This window comes from Tenacibaculum sp. TC6, from assembly GCF_050606265.1.
Taxonomy (GTDB): domain Bacteria; phylum Bacteroidota; class Bacteroidia; order Flavobacteriales; family Flavobacteriaceae; genus Polaribacter.
Map to the genome: position 1 here is coordinate 26,440 of NZ_JBOCUK010000007.1, position 21,425 is coordinate 47,864.

At 30.4% G+C, this 21,425-nt stretch carries 18 protein-coding genes; 7 read left to right on the forward strand and 11 right to left on the reverse strand.

From position 1 onward, the window contains the following. Positions 1 to 15: 15 nt before the first annotated feature. The 8 genes from ACQY1Q_RS05605 to ACQY1Q_RS05640 form a co-directional block, all read right to left on the reverse strand. Positions 16 to 663 carry a nucleotidyl transferase AbiEii/AbiGii toxin family protein gene (locus tag ACQY1Q_RS05605; protein WP_431004308.1) on the reverse strand — a complete coding sequence of 216 codons (648 nt, stop codon included), beginning with the start codon at positions 661 to 663 and terminating at the stop codon, positions 16 to 18. Positions 664 to 669: 6 nt separating this feature from the next. Beyond that, positions 670 to 1,191, reverse strand: a complete 522-nt coding sequence (locus ACQY1Q_RS05610) for a HigA family addiction module antitoxin (RefSeq protein ID WP_431004309.1) — start codon at positions 1,189 to 1,191, stop codon at positions 670 to 672. Between the two features lie 175 nt (positions 1,192 to 1,366). Further along, positions 1,367 to 2,593 (reverse strand): RNA methylase, encoded by a 1,227-nt coding sequence (locus ACQY1Q_RS05615; RefSeq protein ID WP_431004310.1) that lies wholly within the window; start codon positions 2,591 to 2,593, stop codon positions 1,367 to 1,369. Between the two features lie 191 nt (positions 2,594 to 2,784). Beyond that, positions 2,785 to 3,486 (reverse strand): DNA alkylation repair protein, encoded by a 702-nt coding sequence (locus ACQY1Q_RS05620; protein WP_431004311.1) that lies wholly within the window; start codon positions 3,484 to 3,486, stop codon positions 2,785 to 2,787. An 11-nt stretch (positions 3,487 to 3,497) separates the two neighbouring features. Beyond that, entirely contained in the window at positions 3,498 to 4,289 is a 792-nt protein-coding gene (locus ACQY1Q_RS05625; RefSeq protein WP_431004312.1) for an SDR family oxidoreductase, read from the reverse strand. Positions 4,290 to 4,353: 64 nt separating this feature from the next. Then, positions 4,354 to 4,860, reverse strand: a complete 507-nt coding sequence (locus ACQY1Q_RS05630; RefSeq protein WP_431004313.1) for a YybH family protein — start codon at positions 4,858 to 4,860, stop codon at positions 4,354 to 4,356. 65 nt (positions 4,861 to 4,925) lie between these two features. Beyond that, positions 4,926 to 5,525, reverse strand: a complete 600-nt coding sequence (locus ACQY1Q_RS05635) for a hypothetical protein (protein ID WP_431004314.1) — start codon at positions 5,523 to 5,525, stop codon at positions 4,926 to 4,928. A 19-nt stretch (positions 5,526 to 5,544) separates the two neighbouring features. Further along, positions 5,545 to 6,111: a YceI family protein gene (locus ACQY1Q_RS05640; protein ID WP_431004315.1), complete on the reverse strand. Its 567-nt coding sequence runs from the start codon at positions 6,109 to 6,111 to the stop codon at positions 5,545 to 5,547. 116 nt (positions 6,112 to 6,227) lie between these two features. Here ACQY1Q_RS05640 and ACQY1Q_RS05645 point away from each other — a divergent pair, with 116 nt between their 5' ends. The 3 genes from ACQY1Q_RS05645 to ACQY1Q_RS05655 all read left to right on the forward strand — a co-directional run bounded on the left by ACQY1Q_RS05645 (position 6,228) and on the right by ACQY1Q_RS05655 (position 8,602). Continuing rightward, on the forward strand, positions 6,228 to 7,103 hold the full coding sequence (locus tag ACQY1Q_RS05645) for a winged helix-turn-helix domain-containing protein (RefSeq protein ID WP_431004316.1): 876 nt from the start codon (positions 6,228 to 6,230) through the stop codon (positions 7,101 to 7,103). Between the two features lie 422 nt (positions 7,104 to 7,525). After that, positions 7,526 to 7,960: a TerB family tellurite resistance protein gene (locus ACQY1Q_RS05650; RefSeq protein ID WP_431004317.1), complete on the forward strand. Its 435-nt coding sequence runs from the start codon at positions 7,526 to 7,528 to the stop codon at positions 7,958 to 7,960. Positions 7,961 to 8,014: 54 nt separating this feature from the next. Further along, positions 8,015 to 8,602, forward strand: coding sequence for a hypothetical protein (locus ACQY1Q_RS05655; RefSeq protein ID WP_431004318.1), 588 nt, complete (start codon positions 8,015 to 8,017; stop codon positions 8,600 to 8,602). A 51-nt stretch (positions 8,603 to 8,653) separates the two neighbouring features. Here ACQY1Q_RS05655 and gltX read toward each other — a convergent pair whose 3' ends face one another. The 3 genes from gltX to ACQY1Q_RS05670 form a co-directional block, all read right to left on the reverse strand. Then, on the reverse strand, positions 8,654 to 10,168 hold the full coding sequence (gltX, locus tag ACQY1Q_RS05660) for a glutamate--tRNA ligase (RefSeq protein WP_431004319.1): 1,515 nt from the start codon (positions 10,166 to 10,168) through the stop codon (positions 8,654 to 8,656). A 125-nt stretch (positions 10,169 to 10,293) separates the two neighbouring features. Then, on the reverse strand, positions 10,294 to 12,219 hold the full coding sequence (locus ACQY1Q_RS05665; protein ID WP_431004320.1) for a T9SS type A sorting domain-containing protein: 1,926 nt from the start codon (positions 12,217 to 12,219) through the stop codon (positions 10,294 to 10,296). 150 nt (positions 12,220 to 12,369) lie between these two features. Next, positions 12,370 to 13,209 (reverse strand): transporter, encoded by an 840-nt coding sequence (locus tag ACQY1Q_RS05670; protein ID WP_431004321.1) that lies wholly within the window; start codon positions 13,207 to 13,209, stop codon positions 12,370 to 12,372. Between the two features lie 329 nt (positions 13,210 to 13,538). Here ACQY1Q_RS05670 and ACQY1Q_RS05675 point away from each other — a divergent pair, with 329 nt between their 5' ends. The 4 genes from ACQY1Q_RS05675 (at position 13,539) to ACQY1Q_RS05690 (ending at position 21,308) form a co-directional block, all read left to right on the forward strand. Beyond that, entirely contained in the window at positions 13,539 to 16,850 is a 3,312-nt protein-coding gene (locus ACQY1Q_RS05675) for a DUF4175 family protein (RefSeq protein WP_431004322.1), read from the forward strand. A 71-nt stretch (positions 16,851 to 16,921) separates the two neighbouring features. Beyond that, positions 16,922 to 17,338, forward strand: coding sequence for an rRNA maturation RNase YbeY (gene ybeY / locus ACQY1Q_RS05680; RefSeq protein WP_431004323.1), 417 nt, complete (start codon positions 16,922 to 16,924; stop codon positions 17,336 to 17,338). Between the two features lie 34 nt (positions 17,339 to 17,372). Next, positions 17,373 to 19,250, forward strand: a complete 1,878-nt coding sequence (gene mnmG, locus ACQY1Q_RS05685) for a tRNA uridine-5-carboxymethylaminomethyl(34) synthesis enzyme MnmG (protein WP_431004324.1) — start codon at positions 17,373 to 17,375, stop codon at positions 19,248 to 19,250. 1,200 nt (positions 19,251 to 20,450) lie between these two features. Then, the gene (locus ACQY1Q_RS05690; protein ID WP_431004325.1) at positions 20,451 to 21,308 is read left to right on the forward strand and encodes a class I SAM-dependent methyltransferase; all 858 of its coding nucleotides are present in this window, start codon (positions 20,451 to 20,453) and stop codon (positions 21,306 to 21,308) included. The last annotated feature ends 117 nt before the right edge of the window (positions 21,309 to 21,425 follow it).

The window sequence follows — 21,425 nt, forward strand, 5'->3', positions numbered from 1 at the left end:
GTATACAGAAAATGACTATTTAATTTCATCAACTTTTTCTTCGATATCTAACTTAATGAGTTCCCATGTTTTTTTTCTATAGCAGTTGGGTAAAAAATCACTTTCAGCCATAGAAAAATCAATGCACTTATCTAACAATTCTTGTTTTGATGCCCCAAAAGGATTTCTGGTTTTATAAAATTCAATCATCTCTTCTAAAGTAAATCTATCAAATAACTCATGTATATCCCAAAAATCCTTTTTTCTACCACCATTAATTATCACTTCAAATTTCATTGCAGTTATTTCTTCACATGGAGCTAAACGTATATCATGAGCATTTATAAGTGGATAAGCAAATGGTTCCTGACTGTAAAAAAGATCCAACTTAATAGCATTGTCTTTATTTTCTCCTATTAGAAAAGATTTACCAAATACAACTTCATATTCATTTGAATCAACATAAGGAAATGTATTATTTAAGATTTCTTCTAATAAATTAAAATCTAAACTACCATATTCTGCATCAGTAAATAAATCAATATCTATAGATTCTCTATGCCCACATTGAAGACTTAATGAAGTTCCTCCAACCAATCTAAAACTGTTAAACTCTTTTATGGTCATTAATGTGTTTAAAGATTTCCAAAGTAAATCTGAAACAGTTTTTCTATATAGTTTCATTGTTCATTAAATAAGCTGGTAAAAATCGTATTGTTTAAGTTTTTTATGAAACCTTGAAGTATAATTTTTATTTATAAAATTCAGCGTTTCCTTTACTGTTTCTTTTCCATAAAAATTTATAATTTCTAAAATTTCTTCTTTGTTTCCTCTTTCTAATATTCTTTGAATAACAGCCCGTTTATTCTTATTCCAGTCTATTTTATCAAAAGAAGTATCCCAAAATAACCCTGCTCTTATTTTATGTAAGTCAGGAGTATTATTAATATCTATTTTTTTTCTTTCTATCTCAACTTCATAACTTGCTTGTAAAAGCATAAAATAATCTTTTTCAACATTAAAAAACTCAGCTAGTTTTATAGATATTTCTGGGTTAATACCTCTTCTTTGATTTATTATATTACTAATTGTCTGTTTATGTATTTTTAGAGTATTAGCTATTTCAGAACTTTTAATGTTGTTACGATTGATTTCTCGTTTCAAAATTAAGCCTGGATGTATTCCTTTTATTTTATCAATTGGAGGTAGCATAATTAAAAATTATTTACAAATATACATTTTTACGACAATAAGTAAACAAAAATGTTTACTATGGATTAAATATCAAATTTCATTCCATAATAAAATTATTTCTTCCTTTTACTGTTTGTGTGACAACATTGGATGCTTGTATAACTCACACCATCCTAATAGTATCAAAAACTTACTACTCAACAATATTAATAGCCTCAGCTCTCCATAATTGGCTTACAAAATCAAACATATCTATTAAATCCCAATCCGGTGCTAAATGGTTTTGTAGCTCCTGAAAACTTAAGCTTTTTCCTGTATTTAGTTTATTTAATAAACTCGTAAGTTTCGGGTTGTTTTTAACTTGTATTTCGTTTCCTCTTGCCATAACACAGGTTTTACTACTTTCTTCTGTATGTTCTAACAACGGAAAAATAGCTTTTCTACTTATTGTAAACGGGGGATTGGGTAATCCTCCTTTGTTTTGAGATACGGACGGATTTAAAACTCCGGCATTGCTTTTTAACTTAGTAATGTATTTTTCAAGTGTATTTTTATACTTGTTTTCCCACGTATCAGAGTTTAAAAGTGCGCTCCAGTTTAAGGTTTGAGTTCTTGTGTTTACAGGGGATAAATAGCTTCCTCTGATTTTGGGAGGTTCTTCACTTATAGCTATTTGTGAGGCTATCTTTTTTTCTAAATAGTCTCTTGACGGATTGATATAGTCCATAACCACGCTTAACGAAAATGCTTCCGTATTGGCTATATGGTATACGTAATGGGGGATAAACATGGCCGACTTTGCTTGTAACGGATATTTTTCAGCTTTAGGCAACATAGCATCTATTTCATGAAATACTTCAGTATTGTGTTCTATTTGGTTATATTCTTCAATATTCCAAGTATAGAAATCTTTGTTATTAGGACCTAAATGAAATAAAAATCCTTCTTCTCCCTTAGCTTCTTTATGAATTCCGAAAGGAGTGAAACCATAATTTCCCATAAAAAACAAAAACGACAATCCGCCTAAAGGCATTCCTGCTTTTTGAAGTAGGGGAGCTACTATGGTACACATGCGTTCTGTAAGTTCATTATTGAAGGTTTCCAAGCTATTCACTACCATCCCAAACTTTTGATTTCCAAACAATCGCATACTCCATTGTTCAATAGTTTCCTCACTTCCGGGTCTATCACTTGCCATTTCTTCTACTTTGGCATTGTTGAGCTCATGATTTATATATACTTTGATTCCTTTATGAAGTTCTCCTTTGTCAAGAAACTTATTAATGACCGTTTTTAATTGTTGTTGTAATTCTGTAACATCTTCATCAGAAAGTACATCATTGATTGCTGTTGGTTTGGTAAGTTGTGCCGATTTTGTATAGAATTCTTCCCAGATTTCTGTATTTCTGTAGTGATTCATTAGTCTGTTTTTTTACTGTTGGTTAGCTTGGTGCTTCTGTAAAAGAACACTTTTTTTTGACATTTCTATGTTTTTTTAACCTTTTTATAGCTGTTTTATACGGCAAGTAAAGAATGTTTGTTTGTTTTCACTACAAAAGCTTCAGGAAACTCGCAGAAAGAGTTTATATTAAATAATTATAAACTAAATATTTAAGACCTACGGTAAATTGACCGTGGATAATCTGACATTCTTTTGTTTTCCTTTTCTAATTCATTCAGTGCATTTTTAGCTATCCATTTTGCTGAAGTACTTTTAAAGTTCAATAGTTCCTTTGCTACTTCAATAGCTCTTTTATTTAAGTCAACGTTTCGTTTACCTATATTTCTTAATGCCCAGTTTACTGCTTTTTTTACATACAACCTATCGTCATGAGCTTCTCTTTTTATAATTGGAAAAAATTGTTCAAACAAATCATTTTCAGCTTTTTTATCTGCCATACAATAGGTGGCCATAATGGTAAAACCGGCTCTCTTTTCAAATTCACTACTGCGTTCTGTCCATTCTAACATTTTAAGTAAAGCTAATTCACTTTTTGCAAAGATAGCCATGCAAAAGCTGTCGCATATTTCCCAGTTTTCAAAGGTTTTTACCCATTTTTCCATTAAATCTTCAGTAATGTTTTTGGGGTTAAATAGTTTACTACATAAAAGTCGGGCTTCATAAATACCACTCTCAAAAAGTTGAATAGCCAGTTTATTATCAGTTCCTATTTCTTTGGCTAGTTCTTTTAATTCTTTGTGGTAAATTCCTAAAGAGTTATTGGCTATAATACCGAATCTTTTTTCTTTTAAAATTACTTTATCAGCATCTTGTAGCTCATACAAACGCTCAATAATTTCGTGATATGTCATTTAGTATATAATTATGTAACACTCCATTTACGAACCATACGATAGTAGAGTGCAGGAAAATATCGTTTTGCATATACTCCGGCACGTTCTTTAAAACCACCAATATATACTTCCGGTTTTTTCTTTTGTATGGCTTTCAACATTCGTTTTGCAAAGATATCCGGATGCATTCCGCCAGCAGTAGCTTCATCCATTGTTCCTTGTTGGGAACCGTTGCCTACCAGAGCATTCTTGGATACTTCTGTAGCTACAAACCCAGGGCATACCAGTGTTACCGAAATATTATCTTTAAAATGCTCAGCTCTTAAAGCGTCATAAAATCCGTGTAAAGCATGTTTACTAGCCGAATAACTTGAGCGTAGCGGTGTTCCGAATTTACCTACCACACTGGAAGTGACTACAAAATGTCCGTTTTGATGTGCTATAAAATGGGGGAGCAACGCCTTAGTTAAAGCGATATTACCTAAATAATTAATGGTTAAAATACGTTTATCTACTTCTAAAGTAGTGTCTTTGATAAGTGAGCGTTGACTAATTCCTCCATTGTTTACCAATACATCTATACGACCGAATAGGGCAATAGCTTCTTCTGTTTTGGCAGCCAGAGTTTCGTATGCTTCTAAATTTAAAGGAAGTACTTTTACATTTTCAGGTGTTTTACATAGCAGGCGTACCTCTTCTAAAGCGGTCCTATTACGGGATGATAAAATTAAACGAACGTTGTTTTGTGAGTAAGCAACTGCCAATGATTTTCCTATTCCGGAAGAAGCTCCTGTAATCCAAACTACTTGATAATCTACCATTTGGTCGTGTTTTACAGGCAATATACAAATTAATTGTTTGCTTAATGATTTCCCTTATTTGCCATTATTGATCTGTTAACAGCTCGCCACTATTAAACTGTTTTTGAGTAATTGGGCTTCCGTTGATTTTTCCGGTATCCCAATCTTGGGCAATTAACCATTGTCCGTTTTGTTTTTTAAGCACCACATGAAATTTGCCGTAAGTTGCTCGGGGTTCTTTATTTTTTTGAGTATAGATAATTCGATAATAACCCACTTCATATCCTATGGTATCAGTATATATTCGTTGTTCAAAACTAAAGTCTATTTGTCGTTTTGTAGTGGAAGGTTTTTTATAGGCTTCTTTTATAGCATTTTTATAAGCCTCACCCACACGTATACCATAGCTGTTTATTCTTACTACATCTTGCGTATGTAGGGCGTTATAGGTTTTCCAATCTCTTGTATTGAAAGAATGTTTAAAGGGTATCCACACTTCTTTATTAATTTCATTTGCAGGAGTATTGTTCGTTTGTGAATATCCTTGTGTAACCAAAAGAATAAAAATCAGCACCTTAAATACTGTTCTCATAATAGATTGTTTTTTACTGTTAACAAGGTACTGATTTTTTATGTATATACTTTATAGTCTTAGAGTTATTGAGTAGGCTGACAGTTGTTTTCTTTTAATTTTACTACATACAACTCTTTCCAAACCGGGTGCTCAAAAGATTGAGGTGAAAATCTGAATACCGGTAAATATGTTTTGGTTTTACTACAATACTTACTTTCTATAACCAATTGTAATGTAAGTTGCTTTTGGGTTTTAAAGGCATCATACAGAGTAACCGATCCGGAAAAAAACGTACGTTCATCAGCCTCTTCTTTTTGTTGTAAAAGTACCTTTGTTTTAGGAACTGTTACGTTGTTGTTTTTGTTTACTGCTGTCATTAATCCATCAAAATACAGTTGTAAATTCGTGGTAAAAAATGTTGCATCGGGCTTTTCATACAGGTTAATGTTCCACACAAAAGCATAGGTCCAAAACTCAATACTTTCAACATTACCCCAGCCTTTTGCAAAGCGAATGTCTTCAAAACCTTGATAGTTAATTTGCGGAGCAAAGCCAAAGGGGATTCCTAATACTTCTTTTGTCCAACCGTTTGGAGTAGTTAACAAACTTTTTTCTTCATGTTGGCTCCATAGTGCCAAGGGTACATATAACAAAGTAATTAACAGGTATATTTTTTTCATCATATATTAAATATTGAATTGTTTATTCTATATAAATAGTTACTTCAAATCCTATAGCATCAGAAATAGCACCATCTCTTAATTTACTGGTATAATTAACATTCCAACGTCTGCGGTCAATTTTAAATTTTGTGGTTAACATTTTACGTTCATAATCAAAACTGCCTCTGAAATTAACAGATTTCGTAATGCCTTTAATAGTAAAATCGGCTTCCATTCTAAACTTATTATTTTCAAAATACTCTACTTTTGTAATGGTTAAACTAGCTGTGGGGTATTTTTGAACATCAAAAAAATCAGAGGCTTTTAAGTGGTTTTCTAAATCAAGTTTTGCATCTTTATTTTTTACATCGGTACTTACCAAAGTATTCATGTCTATTGTAAAAGTTCCTCCGGTAATTTTAGCTCCTGTTTTATTAAAATATCCGGCAGTAAAATTTACCGTTCCTTCATGTCCGCCAAAATAAAATGTATGTTCTCCCATCCATTTTATTTTACTTTTAGTTACATTAACAGGTAATTTTTCTTGGGCCATACTACTTGTTAACAATCCCAAAACACAGATAAGTGTGCTACTTATTTTTCTCATGATATAAATGTTTTGGGTAAAACTATACGGGCAATCAGCTAAAAGTGTCAAAAAAGTGTAAAAGAAGTGTCAACGCGTGTAAAATGTTATAAAATTGTATGTTATTTGCCAGCTTTATGAAGTACAAAAGTATTTATGTATATCGTAGTTTAGCCGTTATTCTTTTATTAGGGTGGGTGTTTTTAGGAGTTACTTCTAAAGAAGATGACTTTTCTGAACGGGTAAAAGTGTCTTTACGTGATGTAGGAAATCAATTGTTGTTATTGCATAAAGATTCTACTTCATTGGTATTACCTATTCGCTCTATAACACCGTATAAATTTGAGTTGTCTTTTGAAAAATCATTGTCTTTTGATCCTTCTTCTTTAATTGTTGCCGTTAAAAATAGTTTTAAAAAAGCCGATTTACCAACGTATTACAGGGTAGAGGTCGTACAGTGTACTGACAAGGAAGTAGCTTACAGTTATGAAATAAAAAATGAAAGTGAAAAAGATATTATTCCTTGTAGAGGTAGGTATTTACCTGATGCTTGTTATACTATAGAGGTTGTATTTACCCGAAAATCATCCATTATACATAAAAACAGTGTACTTATAGTTGGGGTGTTTTTATTGGTTGTTCTTTTTTTACTGGACTTTTTCTTATTCAGAAGAAAGAAAAGGATAGAGAATCCCTCCATTTCAAATACAGAAAGACATATATCTCTTGGTCGCTTTTTATTTTTTCCTGAACAAAACAAATTAATGCTTGATACCTCTGAAATTAATTTATCTAAAAAAGAGTGCGAACTGCTTTTTGTTTTATCACAACATATTAATCAAATTGTAAAGCGTGATGAGTTGTCTAAAAAAATCTGGGAAGATAACGGAGTATTTGTGGGCAGAAGTTTAGACACCTATATTTCTAAGTTACGTAAAAAATTAAAAGATGATGTTGCTATTAAAATAACCAATGTGCATGGTGTTGGATATAAATTGGAAATTGATCGTTAATTTTTTTCACGAATGATTCCTTTTTATCGCATTTTGTTTGTGTATTACAAATTCTTATTTAAAACCACTTCTTTTCAATGTTTTTATCAGGGGTGGTATCATTAAGCATTTACTTTTAAAAACAAGCTTAAAACGCCTTTTAAAAAAGCTGGTTTTATTTACATTTCTTATACTTCACAAGCATAGCATAAGAAAAAATAATCATAGGTTTTTACGTTGGTTTTTGTAAATTTAAGAGGAAACCATACCCGAAATTTATAGGAGTTCTTTTTTTTAAAAATCGTGGAACATTTTGTTTTCGATTTTTTTGCAAAAAATAAAAAAGGTTATTTTTAATTACACCTAATTTCGTGACTTTTTATCTTACTTTGGCTTCTAAGAAATAGAAACAATTATTTACCAATTAAAAAATAAAAAAACTTATGTCTATATCAGATTTATATTCAAGCGGAAAACATTTACAAGAAATTGGTCATTTTGCCAGTATTGTTAAAATAGCCAAAATAGATAATGTTATTACAGATAGTGAACAAAAGTTATTAGATGTTATGGCAAAAAGGCTTCACATTAGTAGTGAAGAGTACACCAACATTTTAAAGAATCCTGAAAAGTTTCCGGTAAATCCTCCGGTTAGTTATGATGAGCGTATTGAGCGTTTGTATCGTTTAACAAAAATGATTTTTGCCGATGAAATTGTAGATTTACAAGAGGTTGGTATTTTACGTAAAATTGCTGTGGCTTTACAGTTTCCTGTTGATAATGTTGAGAAAGTATGCGATGAAGCTATTCATCTGGTAATGAACGATAATGATTTAGATAATTTTACGGCTGCTATAAAAAAAGTGAATTTAGTGTAAAATTATACTAAATTTACAACTTTTAAGTTAGAATAGAATAAAACCCCCTATTTAATGAGAGCAACGTTTTTTATAGCCGTATTTTGTTTAGTATCATCATCTATTATTTCTCAAAACTTAAATGAGTCTTGGCAAATAGGTATTGGTGGTGCTATTACCAAATTTAATGAAAGTGATGCAGCCTATATTGGTGATCAGTATCTTTTTCAAATACCTCGTTTTAATTTAACTATGCCTATTGGTGAACGTTTGGCTTTAGACGGAGCTATTTCTTTTAATACTTTGGATAATGCCGGTTTTATAAAAAACTCTGCTAAGTATTTTTCTTTAGACGGATCTTTACGTTATAATTTTGATGCTATTATTGATAACTTCAGTCCTTATGTTTTTGTAGGGGGAAGTGTGGTAGATTCTGAACGTAAAATGACACCTACTTTTAACATTGGTGCCGGTGGTATTTACTGGGTATCTAATAGAATAGGTATTAACCCGCAGGTATATTATAAGCATTCTTTAGATAGTTTTGAAAGTATGCGCTCTCACATTCAGGGTACTTTAAGCTTAATTATAAAGCTGGATTGGAACAATTTATTTGAAGGTGGTAATTATGCTACTAAGAGTTCCGGATCTTGTTTACAATAGTATAAAATATGGAGTATAAAAAAAGCGGTTTAAAAACCGCTTTTTTTGTGCTTATAAATTGCTTACAGCATGTTGTATTCGTTGAATGGTAGCTTCTTTACCAATCATTTCAATAATATCAAATAAGTGAGGTCCTTTTAACGCACCTACTAAACTTAATCGTAACGGTTGCATTACTTTACCCATACCTATTTCTTTAGCAGCAATCCACTCTTTTACAAGTGCTTCAATATTTTTAGAGCTAAAGTCTTCAATATTTTCAATTACCGTTGCTAGTTCTTCCATAATGGCCGGTGTATCTTCTTTCCATTGTTTTTTCACCGCTTTTTCATCAAACTCTGTTGGGTTTTCAAAGAAAAATCCTCCTAATTCCCAAAAATCAGCCACAAATGTAGCACGTTCTTTTATTAAAGAAACTACTTTTTCTATATAGCCAATTTCTCTTTCAATTCCTTTTTCTGCTAACATTGGAACAAATAAATTAGCTAACAGGGTGTTTGATTTTAATTGTAAATACTGTTGGTTAAACCATTTTGTTTTTTCAGGACTGAATTTAGCACCGGATTTACTTACTCTTTTTAAACCAAACGCTTTGGTAAGTTCATTTAATGAGAACATTTCTCTTTCCGTTCCCGGATTCCAACCTAATAAGGCCAACATATTTATAAAGGCATCAGCAAAGTAACCATCTTCTTTATATCCACGTGAAACTTCACCGGTTTCTTCATTTTTGTATTCTAAAGGAAATACCGGAAAGCCTAATTTATCACCGTCTCTCTTACTTAATTTTCCTTTTCCTACCGGTTTTAAAATTAACGGTAAGTGAGCAAATTTAGGTGCTTTCCATTCAAATGCTTTGTATAACAGTGTATGGAGCGGGAGAGAAGGTAACCATTCTTCACCACGAATTACATGAGTAATTTCCATTAGGTGATCATCTACAATATTGGCTAAATGATAGGTAGGCATACCATCTGATTTAAACAACACTTTATCATCTAAGGTATTGGTATTTACAGATATAGTTCCTCGTATTTCATCTTGCATAACCAATGTTTCATCCTGTGGTGTTTTAAAACGTACCACATATTTTTCTCCGGCAGCTATTTTAGCTTGTACTTCTTCTTCTGATAATGCTAAAGAGTTTTGTAACTTTTCACGGTTATGCCAGTTATAAATAAAGGTTTTTCCTTTTTCTTCATGGTCTTTTCTATGTGCATCCAGTTCTTCAGCAGTATCAAAAGCATAATATGCCCAACCTTTGGTTAATAATTCATCTGCGTACTGTTTGTACAATTCTTTACGCTCTGACTGGCGGTAAGGTCCGAATTTTTCATTTTTACCGGGTCCTTCATCAAATGGAATATTACACCATTCTAACGAATCTATAATATATTGTTCGGCATTAGCAACATAACGGGTTTGATCAGTATCTTCAATACGCAATACAAACGTTCCATTGTGTTTTTTTGCATATAAATAGTTAAATAATGCAGTTCTTACTCCTCCCATATGTAATGGTCCGGTAGGGCTAGGGGCAAATCGTACTCTTACGTTATCAGTCATTGTTATAAATTTCTTTTTTAAAACCAGTATATAACTGTTGAAAGCGCAAAGATACTTAACCTAATGAAAGTTTGAAATTATCCATAAAAAATAACCCTCAAAAATTTGAGGGTTAGGTACTGTTTTTATTTCTTAATAAATTTACTTTTCTGTTCTACACCGTCTTTATTTACGGTTTTTAGTATATACATGCCTGTTTTTAGCGCAGCAACGTGTATTTTATTCGTGTTTTCTATTCCTGATAGTACTGTTTTACCGCTAAGATCTAAAACTTTGTAAGAAGATACCTTTTTACTTAAATTCAATACTTCTGAACTCGGATTAGGATATATCTTCATTTTTTCTTCTTTTACATCCTCTTCTTGCTCTGTACTTTTAGTTTCTCCTTTAAAAGCTCTGAACATAGCTTTAATTTCTTCTTTCATTTTTGTGCTTAATCCACCGGTTTCTGTTCCTCTGGCTCCTGTTGAATTTAATGTTAATTGATATGCCCATCCTTCATCATAACAGCTTTCACAACACGATGGCACAAACATTCCGATAATATATAATTTGTTATCGTCAAAAACATAATCGGGGAAAGTAGTGGTTAATGTCCATGCAGAAGAAAGAGCTCCGGTAGCTTGACTAAAACCTCCTTGGTTACTTGACCAAGCAAATGTTCCTGGTACCATATTGTTTCCTAGTGTAGTAAACGGATAACTACTTAACTCAAATACAAACCAGTAATATTGATTTCCTTGGTTATCTTCTTTACATTCATCATTTACCAGTAATACATCATCAGTAGTACTTATGGTATTTATTGATCCGGTTATTTGTTTAGGTGTTCCTTGATGTTGTACTGTTAAACTCAGGTTTTGGCTTAATTTTTCTTGTACAGCTATATCATCAATGGCTAAATCGTTACCGTCTCCTAAACCATCTTCTTTTAAATGAATTTTTATAGTGGCTATAGCTCCTTTTGCAGTAAAACATTCTGTAATATTCAACCAATCACAAGCATCACTTGAGGTATTTACCGTTTGCCAAGGGTATAATGTTCCATTTATTTCTATTTGTACTTCTGGTAAAATATCAAATCTACACTGAGGTAAATTTTTAAAGTTAGCGCAAAATTTATAATTTTTATCTGCTTCTACATTTATATTTTGTTCCCAAATAACACTGGTAGTTCCAGCAGGTTGCGTTGTTTTTCCGTTGATTAATAAGAACTGATTGTTTGTTGCATATTGTTTCGGATCTACGCAATATGAGTGGTCTTTTATTTGAGTTCCGAAAGCACTTGAATCGTTATCTACATTATAAGCTCCGGGATATAAAGCTGTATCTTGAACATAATCACTGTTAAAGCTTGTATTACCATGCTCAAAATTTCCGTTTTCAACAAGGTTTTCACCCTCACAGCAATATGCTCCTTCATCAGTAGGTTCTCCAACAATATTACAATCTTGAATACAAATATTATCATATCCATATTCTTCTATCGGATAACTTGTTAAGTCTAAAACAAAGCGTATTCCTGTAATATTTTGTAGTAATGTATTCCAATCTGTAGCTGTTGATCCTGCTGCCATTGACCAAGCTCCATTGGCATTTTGTGGTAATGCTGCTCCTGTACTCAATACTTCCAAAGGAGCACATACATGTACCCAACCTCCTCCTTCTACAGCCTGAACTGTTGCTGTAAAAGTTGCTGCTGCTGTTGGGCTAGATGATGACCCGCTATAAATTATAAGTTTAGGTGAAAGCGGCGCTCCCAAATTACCATCGTTGATTACTTTAAAATCCCAACATAAACATTGACCATCATACTTAGACCAATCTCCTTTATAATCTGTTTCGTTATAGATGTATGAATAGCCCTGATCATCATATGAATGCAAAAAATAATCATTATTTGCTCCTGAAGGTCCAGAAAGCTCTGCAGTATTGGGTTTTGCTTTTACTCCTTTCCAGTTTGATATGTCTTTATCATTAAAGTCTTCGCAAAATTGACTAAACGTAATGGTGCTTACTAAAAAAGTGAGTAGTGTAAAAAGTTTTTTCATAAAAAAATAGTTTTGGTTAAATGATTGGACAAAAATCATGTTAACCAAAACTATTTGAGTTCTGTTAATTCCTTATTTTAGTTTGTAATTTTACCCGTAATAATTAGTGGTAAATTAGTATTAAATCGGGGAAAAACACTCCTATACTTTTTAAAATTTATAGTATAAGCCAGCACTTAATGCTGGTTTTTTAGCTACGTTTCTTCCTCCTACAGCACCTCCAATTCCTGCATTTAGTCCGAAATGTTCATTAATTTCTCCTATTAATTTTAATCCAAAAGCTGCATAACTTTGATTATTTACATATAAACCTGTGTAACTATTAGCTATCGGCATTACTAAATCACCGTTCTTTAATGAAGCAACTCCATCTAAAAATCCTGCAACCCAAAGCCAATCTACTGCTTTATATCCTGCTTCACCTCCTAATTTATAAGCACTACTATATTGATTTGTTCTGATATCAAATCCTGTAAATGCTTGAATATACCATTTATCAAAACCTCTTCCGGCTAAAAATAACGGAGTAAAAGTCCAAGCATCATAACCTGTTCGTAATCCTGATGCTTCACTGTACTCTGCTGTATTGGCTTCAATTCCTAATTGAGCAGATAACACCCATTTTTTATTATAAAAATTGTGTTTTACACCTAACTGAACATTTCCTAAAGCTGTTTTTGATTCCGGCGTTGTAAAGGGTAATGCTAAAACAGATTGAGAAACTAAATCACCAGATTTTACCATTTTTAAAGGCACTGAAGCAAATAATGTTGTTTTATCTAACAACCCAAATTCACCATAGAGCTGTAAAGTATTGTCTGTTATTTTTCTTTCTGTAGAGTAGTCCGGATTTCCAAAAAGCTCCGTATAATTAGCAATGGTTGAGTAGGATACTTGTACGTATCCTTCATTTTTTTTCTTGGTCCACGGACTCTGTGCAAATAAAACTCCGGTACATAGCAAAGCTGCTATAATGTTTAGTTTTTTCATATGTTTTATTGGTTTCTATTTTTATAGTTAATCAACACCTTAAAAATTAATATTCTGGTTTTTAGTAGTTGTTACCTCATTTTTCTTACAAAAAATTCTTATGAAAGTTTTATTCTAAAAATAGTATTTTTATAAGTTATAATTTAACTATACTTCTTATAACTTTAATTATAAGGGTTTAGTATGAAAATAGTCGTTTAAAATTAGCTTTTAAACTGAATAATTTAAAGAGAAAAGTATAGAAATTAATATATTCTCTTTCAGAAAAAGATTAAAAAACATAGACAATAAAGGTTTATTAAAAAACCTATTTACCAATAATTTACTTTATGAATGTATTTCAAATCATAGAACAAAAATTACAGCATTTTAGTAGAAAATATTATACAAATGAGTTAATAAAAGGGAGTATTTTATTTTTCTCTTTAGGATTAATTTATTTTTTCTTCACCTTGTTTATAGAGTATTTTTTGTGGTTAAAACCCACTGCCAGAACTTTCCTTTTTTGGCTTTTTATTTTCGTAGAGCTCTTACTGTTATTTCGTTTTATATGCTTTCCTATTTTTAAACTAATAGGTCTTAAAAAAGGAATTTCTGCTGAAGAAGCTTCTAAAATTATAGGAAATCATTTTCCAGAGGTAAAAGATAAATTGCTAAACGTTTTACAATTACAACAACACAATGAACAGTCAGATTTATTATTGGCCAGTATAGAGCAAAAATCTAAAGAATTACAGCCTATACCTTTTACAAAAGCTGTTAATTTTAAATCAAACTTAACTTATGCTAAATATGGTTTAATTCCTATTGCTATTTGGTTGTTAAGTTTGTTAACAGGTATCAATACTAAGTTAACTCAAAGCTTACAAAGGGTTATAGATTATAAAACTGCATATGCACCTCCGGCTCCTTTTTATTTTTCGTTAACTAATTCGCCATTAAATGTTATAAAAGGCAAGTCCATCACTGTATATTTCGAAACTAAAGGTGAAATTGTACCGGAAGAGGCTAAGGTTTTTTATAACAACCAACAATACTATGTACAAAATGAAGGTAATGGTTTATTTTCTTACACTTTTAACGAAGTTCAAGAACCTATTACTTTTTATATAAAAGCAGCAACTATTCAATCGCAAGAGTATCAAATTCATCTTATAAATACCCCTTCAATTCAAAATATTTCATTGCAACTTACTTACCCAAGTTATACTAAAAAGAAGAATGAAATTATTACCAATACAGGAAACTTAAATGTTCCACAAGGAACATTCGTTACATGGAACATCAAAACTTCTGAAACTGATACAGTTGCTTTTGTTTTAGAAAATCAAAAAACTTTTTTTAATGAAAATTCATCCAATGATTTTAGTTTCAAAAAGCAACTAATGAATTCTATTAATTATCAAATAGCTACTTCTAATAAAAATTTGAAGGATTATGAGCAGCTACAATTTTCAATTAATGTTATTAAAGATGAATTGCCAATAATTCATGTAAAATCAAACATTGATAGTATTTCCAGAGGTAATGCCCAGTTTGTTGGTCAAATTTCTGATGATTATGGTTTTAGCAAATTAGAGCTTGTATATCAAGAAGAAAATAATATTCAAAATACTGATTATCAAATAATTAAAATAAATAAAGAAAACGTTCAAACCTTCTATCATGAGTTTCCTAACTCTTTAAAATTAAAAGAAGGAACAAATTATGAGCTCTATTTTCAGGTATATGATAATGATAAGGTAAATGGAAGTAAAAAAGCCATTAGTAAAAAGTTTTACTATCGTCAAAAATCAACTGGCGAAATAGAACAAGAATTAATTCAAGAACAAAAAGAATATATAGATAAACTTGAAAATTCTTTAGAAAAGCAACAAAACAGTAAAAAAGAGCTTGAAAAAATTCAATTTGACTTACAAAATAAGAAAAGCATTAGCTGGAGCGATCAAAAAAACATTGAAAACCTTATTAAGCGTCAAGAGCAATACAAGCAAATGATGCAACGTCAAACAGAAAAGCTTCAGGAAAATTTTGAGGAAAAACAAGAAGAAAATAAAAACTTAGACGATAAAAAAGAAAATTTAAAAAAGCGAATAGAGGAGCTTAAAAAAATTGATAAGCAACAAAAGTTATTAGATGAATTAAAAGAATTAGCTGAAAAGCTTAAAAAAGAAGATTTAATTAAAAAAGCTAAAGAATTAGCTGAACAAAATAAACAACAGGAACGTAGTTTAGAGCGCATTTTAGAAATGACTAAACGTTATTATGTTGAACAAAAAATGAATCAAATTGCTGATAAATTAGATGAAATGGCTAAAAAGCAAGAAGAGCTTTCTAAAAAAGAAGCCAACACTGAAGAACAGCAAAAAGAACAAAAAGAACTAAATGAAAAGTTTAATGAAATTAAAAAGGAATTGGATGATGTTGAAAAAGACAATCAAAAATTAAAAGAACCAATGAAAATGCCTTCTACAGAGCAATTACAAAAAGATACGCAGAAGGAAATGAATAAATCTTTAGAAAATTTACAACAAAATAAATCATCGGATGCTAAAAAGAATCAGAAAAAGGCTTCTGAAAAAATGAAAGAGATGAGCAATCAAATGAAACAATCAATGCAATCTATGAGTTCTGAAATGCAAGAGGAAAACATGGAAAGTCTCCGTCAAGTTTTAGAAAACTTAGTTACATTCTCTTTCAATCAGGAAGCTTTGATGAATAAATTTTCAGAAATTAACTCTTCGCATCCGGATTTTGGTATTAACATAAAAAAACAGCATCAGTTAAAAACATACTTTGAACATATAGACGATAGTTTATTCACTTTATCTATCCGCGTTCCTAGTATAAGTACAAAAGTTCAGGAAGAATTAGCAAATGCACATTATAATTTAGATCAATCTTTAGAAAATTTAGCAGATAATAATATTAGAAATGGTGTTTCTAATCAACAGTACGTTATGACTTCTGCCAATACTTTAGCTGATATGTTAAGTAATACGTTAGATGCCATGAAAAATCCTAAAGATGGAATGGGACAGGGTAAAGGCAAAGGCAAATCTTTTAGTTTACCGGACATTATTCAAAAGCAAAATGAATTAATGGAGAAAATGAAAGAAGGTTCAAAAAAAGGTGATAAAGGTGAGCCTAAAGAAGGTAATGGTAAACAAAAAGATAAAAAAGGACAAAGCTCAGGCAATGAAGGCGGAGAAAATGAAGATATGAATGGTGAGCTCTATCAAATTTTCAAAGAACAATCAGAATTAAGACAACAATTAGAAAATGCTTTAAAAGAAGGTAAAGATGGAAATGGTAGTGGTAAAAAAGCATTACAGCAAATGGAAGAATTAGAAAATAAAATTTTAGAAAAAGGTTTTAATAAAGAAACTATTGAAAAAATGCAACAACTCAACTACGAACTTTTAAAGCTTGAAAAAGCAAGTTTTGAACAAGGACGTAAAAAAGAGCGTAAATCAAACACCAATACGCAGGAGTATCAAAACACCAATAAAAAAGAATTACAATTTAAAAAGTTGTTTTACAATCAAACAGAAATATTAAATAGACAATCATTACCTTTGCAGCAGAATTACAAAACAAAGGTTAAAAAATATTTTACAACTACAGAGAAACAAGATTAACCTCAATTACAAACAGAATTTATCAACTATTATTTATTATAAATTAATTTGTTTTACGACAACTAAAAACAATGATACAATTTAACTACGAAACAAATTTTAAATTATCGGATGAAGACAACACCGGTAATTGGATTAAAAAATGCATTGAAAAAGAAGAAGGAGAGCTAGGAGAAATTAACTATATTTTTTGTAATGATGATTATTTACATAAAATAAATGTTGAGTTTCTTCAACATGATACTTTAACTGATATTATAAGTTTTGATTACAGTTTAGGAAAAGAAGTAGGAGGAGATATTTTTATTTCTATTGAAAGAGTTAAAGAGAATGCTGAAGAGTTTAATGTTTCTTTTGAAAACGAATTACATCGTGTTATGATACACGGAATTTTACACTACTTAGGTTTTAAAGATAAAACTCCAGAAGAAAAAGAAGTAATGCGTACAAAAGAAAATGAGTGTTTAGAAATTTTAAAGACAAAGTAAAAAGCGAGTTCCACGTGGAACTGAATTTTAAACTATGAGTTTATTTAATACAACATACGACGTAATTGTAGTAGGAGGAGGACATGCCGGAAGTGAGGCTGCCGCAGCAAGTGCCAACATGGGAGCAAAAACATTGTTAATTACAATGAACTTACAAAACATTGCTCAAATGAGTTGTAACCCTGCGATGGGAGGAATAGCTAAGGGGCAAATTGTTCGTGAAATTGATGCTTTAGGTGGTTATAGTGGTATAGTAACCGATAAAACAGCTATCCAATTTAAAATGCTTAATAAATCAAAGGGTCCTGCAATGTGGAGTCCGAGAGCACAATCAGACAGAATGCAATTTGCTGAGTGTTGGAGGAATTTATTAGAGCAAACTGAGAATTTAGATTTTTATCAAGATTCCGTCAATGGTTTATTGTTTGAAGGAAATACAATAACCGGAGTAAAAACCGCTTTAGGATTACATATAAAAGCTAAAACAGTTATTTTAACTGCCGGTACTTTTTTAAACGGTTTAATACATATTGGTGAAAAAACTTTTGGTGGAGGAAGAGCAGGAGAAGGTGCTTCAACAGGAATAACAGAAGATTTAGTTGTTAAAGGTTTTGAAGCGGGAAGAATGAAAACCGGAACGCCTCCAAGAGTGGATGGAAGATCATTAGATTATTCTAAAATGACTGAACAACCTGGAGATGATTCACCGGAAAAATTTTCTTATTTACCAATTACAAAGCCTTTACAGCAACAACGTTCTTGTTATTTAACCTATACAAATACAACAGTACACGAATTACTAAGAGAAGGTTTTGACAGATCTCCTATGTTTAATGGTAGAATAAAATCTACCGGCCCTCGTTATTGCCCGTCTGTAGAAGATAAAATTAATCGTTTTGCTGAAAAAGATCGTCATCAAGTATTTGTTGAACCGGAAGGATGGAATACTGTTGAAATCTATGTAAACGGTTTTTCAACATCTTTACCGGAAGATATTCAAGACAAAGCTATACGTGCAATTCCAGGGTTTGAGAACGTAAAATTCTTTAGATATGGATACGCTATTGAGTATGATTATTTTCCACCTACACAATTAAAACATAGTTTAGAAACTAAATTAATCGATAATTTATTCTTTGCAGGTCAAATTAACGGCACTACAGGTTACGAAGAAGCAGCTGCCCAAGGATTAATGGCAGGTATTAACGCAGCTTTAAAAGTTCAAAACAGAGAGCCTTTTATTTTAAAAAGAAGTGAAGCTTATATAGGTGTTTTAATAGATGATTTAATTACCAAAGGAACCGAAGAACCTTATAGAATGTTTACTTCAAGAGCTGAATACAGAACCTTATTAAGACAAGATAATGCAGATTTACGTTTAACTGAAAAATCTTATAAAATAGGTTTAGCATCTGAAGAGCGTATGCAGCGCGTTTTAGAAAAGCAACATAAAACTGAACAGCTAATAGAGTTCTTAAAAGATTTAAGTGTTTCTCAGGAAGAAATAAACCCTGTTTTAGAAGAAAAAAATCTTGCTCCGGTTAATCAATCAATGAAATTATATAAAATTGCAGCAAGACCTCAATTAGTTTTTAACGATTTAAGAACAGTTAAAAAATTGGAAGATTTTATAGTAGAAAACGCTATTGATCATGAAATTATTGAGCAGGTTGAAATTCATTTAAAGTATTCAGGTTATATAGAAAAGGAAAAGAATAATGCTGATAAATTAAACCGATTAGAAAATGTTCCTATTCCTTCAAGTTTTGATTATAACAAAGTAAAATCTTTATCATTTGAAGCCAGAGAAAAATTATCTAAAATACAACCTACCTCAATTTCTCAAGCGAGCAGAATAAGTGGGGTATCACCAAGTGATATTTCAGTTTTACTCGTATATATGGGTAGATAATTCTTTTCTCATAAAATATTTTTAAAAACGTTCCACATGGAACGTTTTTTTTATTTACTCTAAACTCAACCTTTATAAAGGCAAAGTTGAAATATATAGTTGTCTTTACTTTTTATATTTCATGAATTAAATAGTTAATTAAAAGTATTTGAAGTACTCAATTTATTAAACATTGTATTCATAATTCATTTTTTTACAAATCATATCTTTACATAAATAGCTCTACAATATATAAACTTGTAAAAGGGAGTTTAAAAAACGAATATTTTTTAAATGTTCCATGTGGAACTAAATAAAAATAGTTACCAAAAATAAAATACGTTCTTCGGCTAATACAAAAACCTTATCAAGTAAAAATAGGAGTGACTCAGATAAACTATAAAAGAATCAAAATATAGCATGACATTTCATTTCATATATTGCTTGAATTAAATTATTAATAAAACATATTTTAATTACTCAGTTTATTAAACATACTATTACTTATCACCATAAACATCCATCAGAAATAAAACGTTTATTTCTTTCATTTTTTAAACAAATTATTTATTCTCAAAAACAACTCTACAATATAAAATCTTGTAAAAGGAAGTTTAAAAACGAATATTTTTTAAATGTTCCATGTGGAACTAAATAAAAATAGTTATCAAAAATAAAATACGTTCTTCGGCTAACATTAAAACCTTATCAAGTAAAAATAGGAGTGACTCTAATAAACTAAAAAAGAACCAAAACATAGCATCACATTTCATTTCATATATTGCTTGAATTAAATTATTAATAAAGCATATTTTAATTACTAATTTATTAAACATACTATTCTTAACTCAATTCTATGAACATATTTTAAGAATAAAACTTTTATTCATTCAGTAGTTTTAACAAATTATATCTTCTCAAAAATAACTCTACAATATATAAACTTGTAAAATGAAATTTTAAAAATGTTCCATGTGGAACTAAATAAAAAATAGTTAACAGAAAAATATATACTTATACCAACATCTAAAAAATTATATAACCAAATAGGAGTAGTCTTTCACAAACAATAAAAAAATAGAAGCAAAAAACAACCCTTTGAAATATCTGGTTATTTTTGCAAAAAATAGAAAAAGTTCCATGTGGAACCTTCTGATTTTTTTATGTATTATTGTTTAGTCAAAAAACTTTGTTCCCCGTGGAACATATAAATTTAAAACATTGAATAAAGAAATAAATTTATATAAAAAACTAACTCCATATCTTAATTGTATAGATTATACAGTATCAAATGAAAGCTACGAGGTAATGTATAATGAAGAATATGATATGCTTGTTACATCTCCCTTACCAAAAGATTTACACAACTATTATAAAAGCGAAAATTACATTTCTCATACAGATGGTTCAAAAGGATTATTTGAAAAGCTTTACCAAGCTGTTAAAAAATATACTTTACAAAAAAAGGTTAATCTTCTAAACTCATTAAAAACTTCGGAAAAAAGTATTTTAGATATAGGTGCTGGCACCGGAGACTTTTTAAAAGCATGTAAAAATAATGGCTGGTTGGTAAGTGGAGTAGAACCTTCAGAAAATGCCAGAAACCTTGCAACAACAAAAGATATTTCTTTGTATAAAGATATAACTGAAATAAAGAATCAACAATTTGATGTTATTACACTTTGGCATGTTTTAGAACATGTTCCAAATCTTCAAGAATATATACATGTAATAAAAAGTTCATTAAAACCTAATGGGGTACTAATTGTTGCTGTTCCTAATCATAAAAGTTTTGATGCAAATTATTATAAAGAATATTGGGCTGCTTATGATGTACCAAGACATGTATGGCATTTTTCAAAAAATTCAATTCAAAAACTATTTAGTGAATTTCAAATGGGTATTGTAAAAATACTGCCTATGAAATTTGATTCGTTTTATGTTTCATTATTAAGTGAAAAATATAAAACAGGTAAAATGAACTTTATAAAGGCATTTTTTATAGGTCTTAAATCAAATTTAGCTGCCAAAAAAGAAAACAACTATTCATCACTTATCTATTTACTAAAAAATAGCTAAAATTAATTTTAAATAGGATTTATAATACTTTTATTTAAAAAACAAGGAAACACCTTAATAAAAAATAAAAACCTCTTAAAACGTAAATTTTAAGAGGTTTTTTAATAAATATTAAAA

Excerpts from the sequence above, each read along its gene's own strand:
- ACQY1Q_RS05605 (WP_431004308.1), bottom strand. The coding sequence starts at position 663 with ATGAAACTATATAGAAAAACTGTTTCAGATTTACTTTGGAAATCTTTA.
- ACQY1Q_RS05610 (WP_431004309.1), bottom strand. The coding sequence starts at position 1,191 with ATGCTACCTCCAATTGATAAAATAAAAGGAATACATCCAGGCTTAATT.
- ACQY1Q_RS05615 (WP_431004310.1), bottom strand. The coding sequence starts at position 2,593 with ATGAATCACTACAGAAATACAGAAATCTGGGAAGAATTCTATACAAAA.
- ACQY1Q_RS05620 (WP_431004311.1), bottom strand. The coding sequence starts at position 3,486 with ATGACATATCACGAAATTATTGAGCGTTTGTATGAGCTACAAGATGCT.
- ACQY1Q_RS05625 (WP_431004312.1), bottom strand. The coding sequence starts at position 4,289 with ATGGTAGATTATCAAGTAGTTTGGATTACAGGAGCTTCTTCCGGAATA.
- ACQY1Q_RS05630 (WP_431004313.1), bottom strand. The coding sequence starts at position 4,860 with ATGAGAACAGTATTTAAGGTGCTGATTTTTATTCTTTTGGTTACACAA.
- ACQY1Q_RS05635 (WP_431004314.1), bottom strand. The coding sequence starts at position 5,525 with ATGATGAAAAAAATATACCTGTTAATTACTTTGTTATATGTACCCTTG.
- ACQY1Q_RS05640 (WP_431004315.1), bottom strand. The coding sequence starts at position 6,111 with ATGAGAAAAATAAGTAGCACACTTATCTGTGTTTTGGGATTGTTAACA.
- ACQY1Q_RS05645 (WP_431004316.1), top strand. The coding sequence starts at position 6,228 with ATGAAGTACAAAAGTATTTATGTATATCGTAGTTTAGCCGTTATTCTT.
- ACQY1Q_RS05650 (WP_431004317.1), top strand. The coding sequence starts at position 7,526 with ATGTCTATATCAGATTTATATTCAAGCGGAAAACATTTACAAGAAATT.
- ACQY1Q_RS05655 (WP_431004318.1), top strand. The coding sequence starts at position 8,015 with ATGAGAGCAACGTTTTTTATAGCCGTATTTTGTTTAGTATCATCATCT.
- gltX (WP_431004319.1), bottom strand. The coding sequence starts at position 10,168 with ATGACTGATAACGTAAGAGTACGATTTGCCCCTAGCCCTACCGGACCA.
- ACQY1Q_RS05665 (WP_431004320.1), bottom strand. The coding sequence starts at position 12,219 with ATGAAAAAACTTTTTACACTACTCACTTTTTTAGTAAGCACCATTACG.
- ACQY1Q_RS05670 (WP_431004321.1), bottom strand. The coding sequence starts at position 13,209 with ATGAAAAAACTAAACATTATAGCAGCTTTGCTATGTACCGGAGTTTTA.
- ACQY1Q_RS05675 (WP_431004322.1), top strand. The coding sequence starts at position 13,539 with ATGAATGTATTTCAAATCATAGAACAAAAATTACAGCATTTTAGTAGA.
- ybeY (WP_431004323.1), top strand. The coding sequence starts at position 16,922 with ATGATACAATTTAACTACGAAACAAATTTTAAATTATCGGATGAAGAC.
- mnmG (WP_431004324.1), top strand. The coding sequence starts at position 17,373 with ATGAGTTTATTTAATACAACATACGACGTAATTGTAGTAGGAGGAGGA.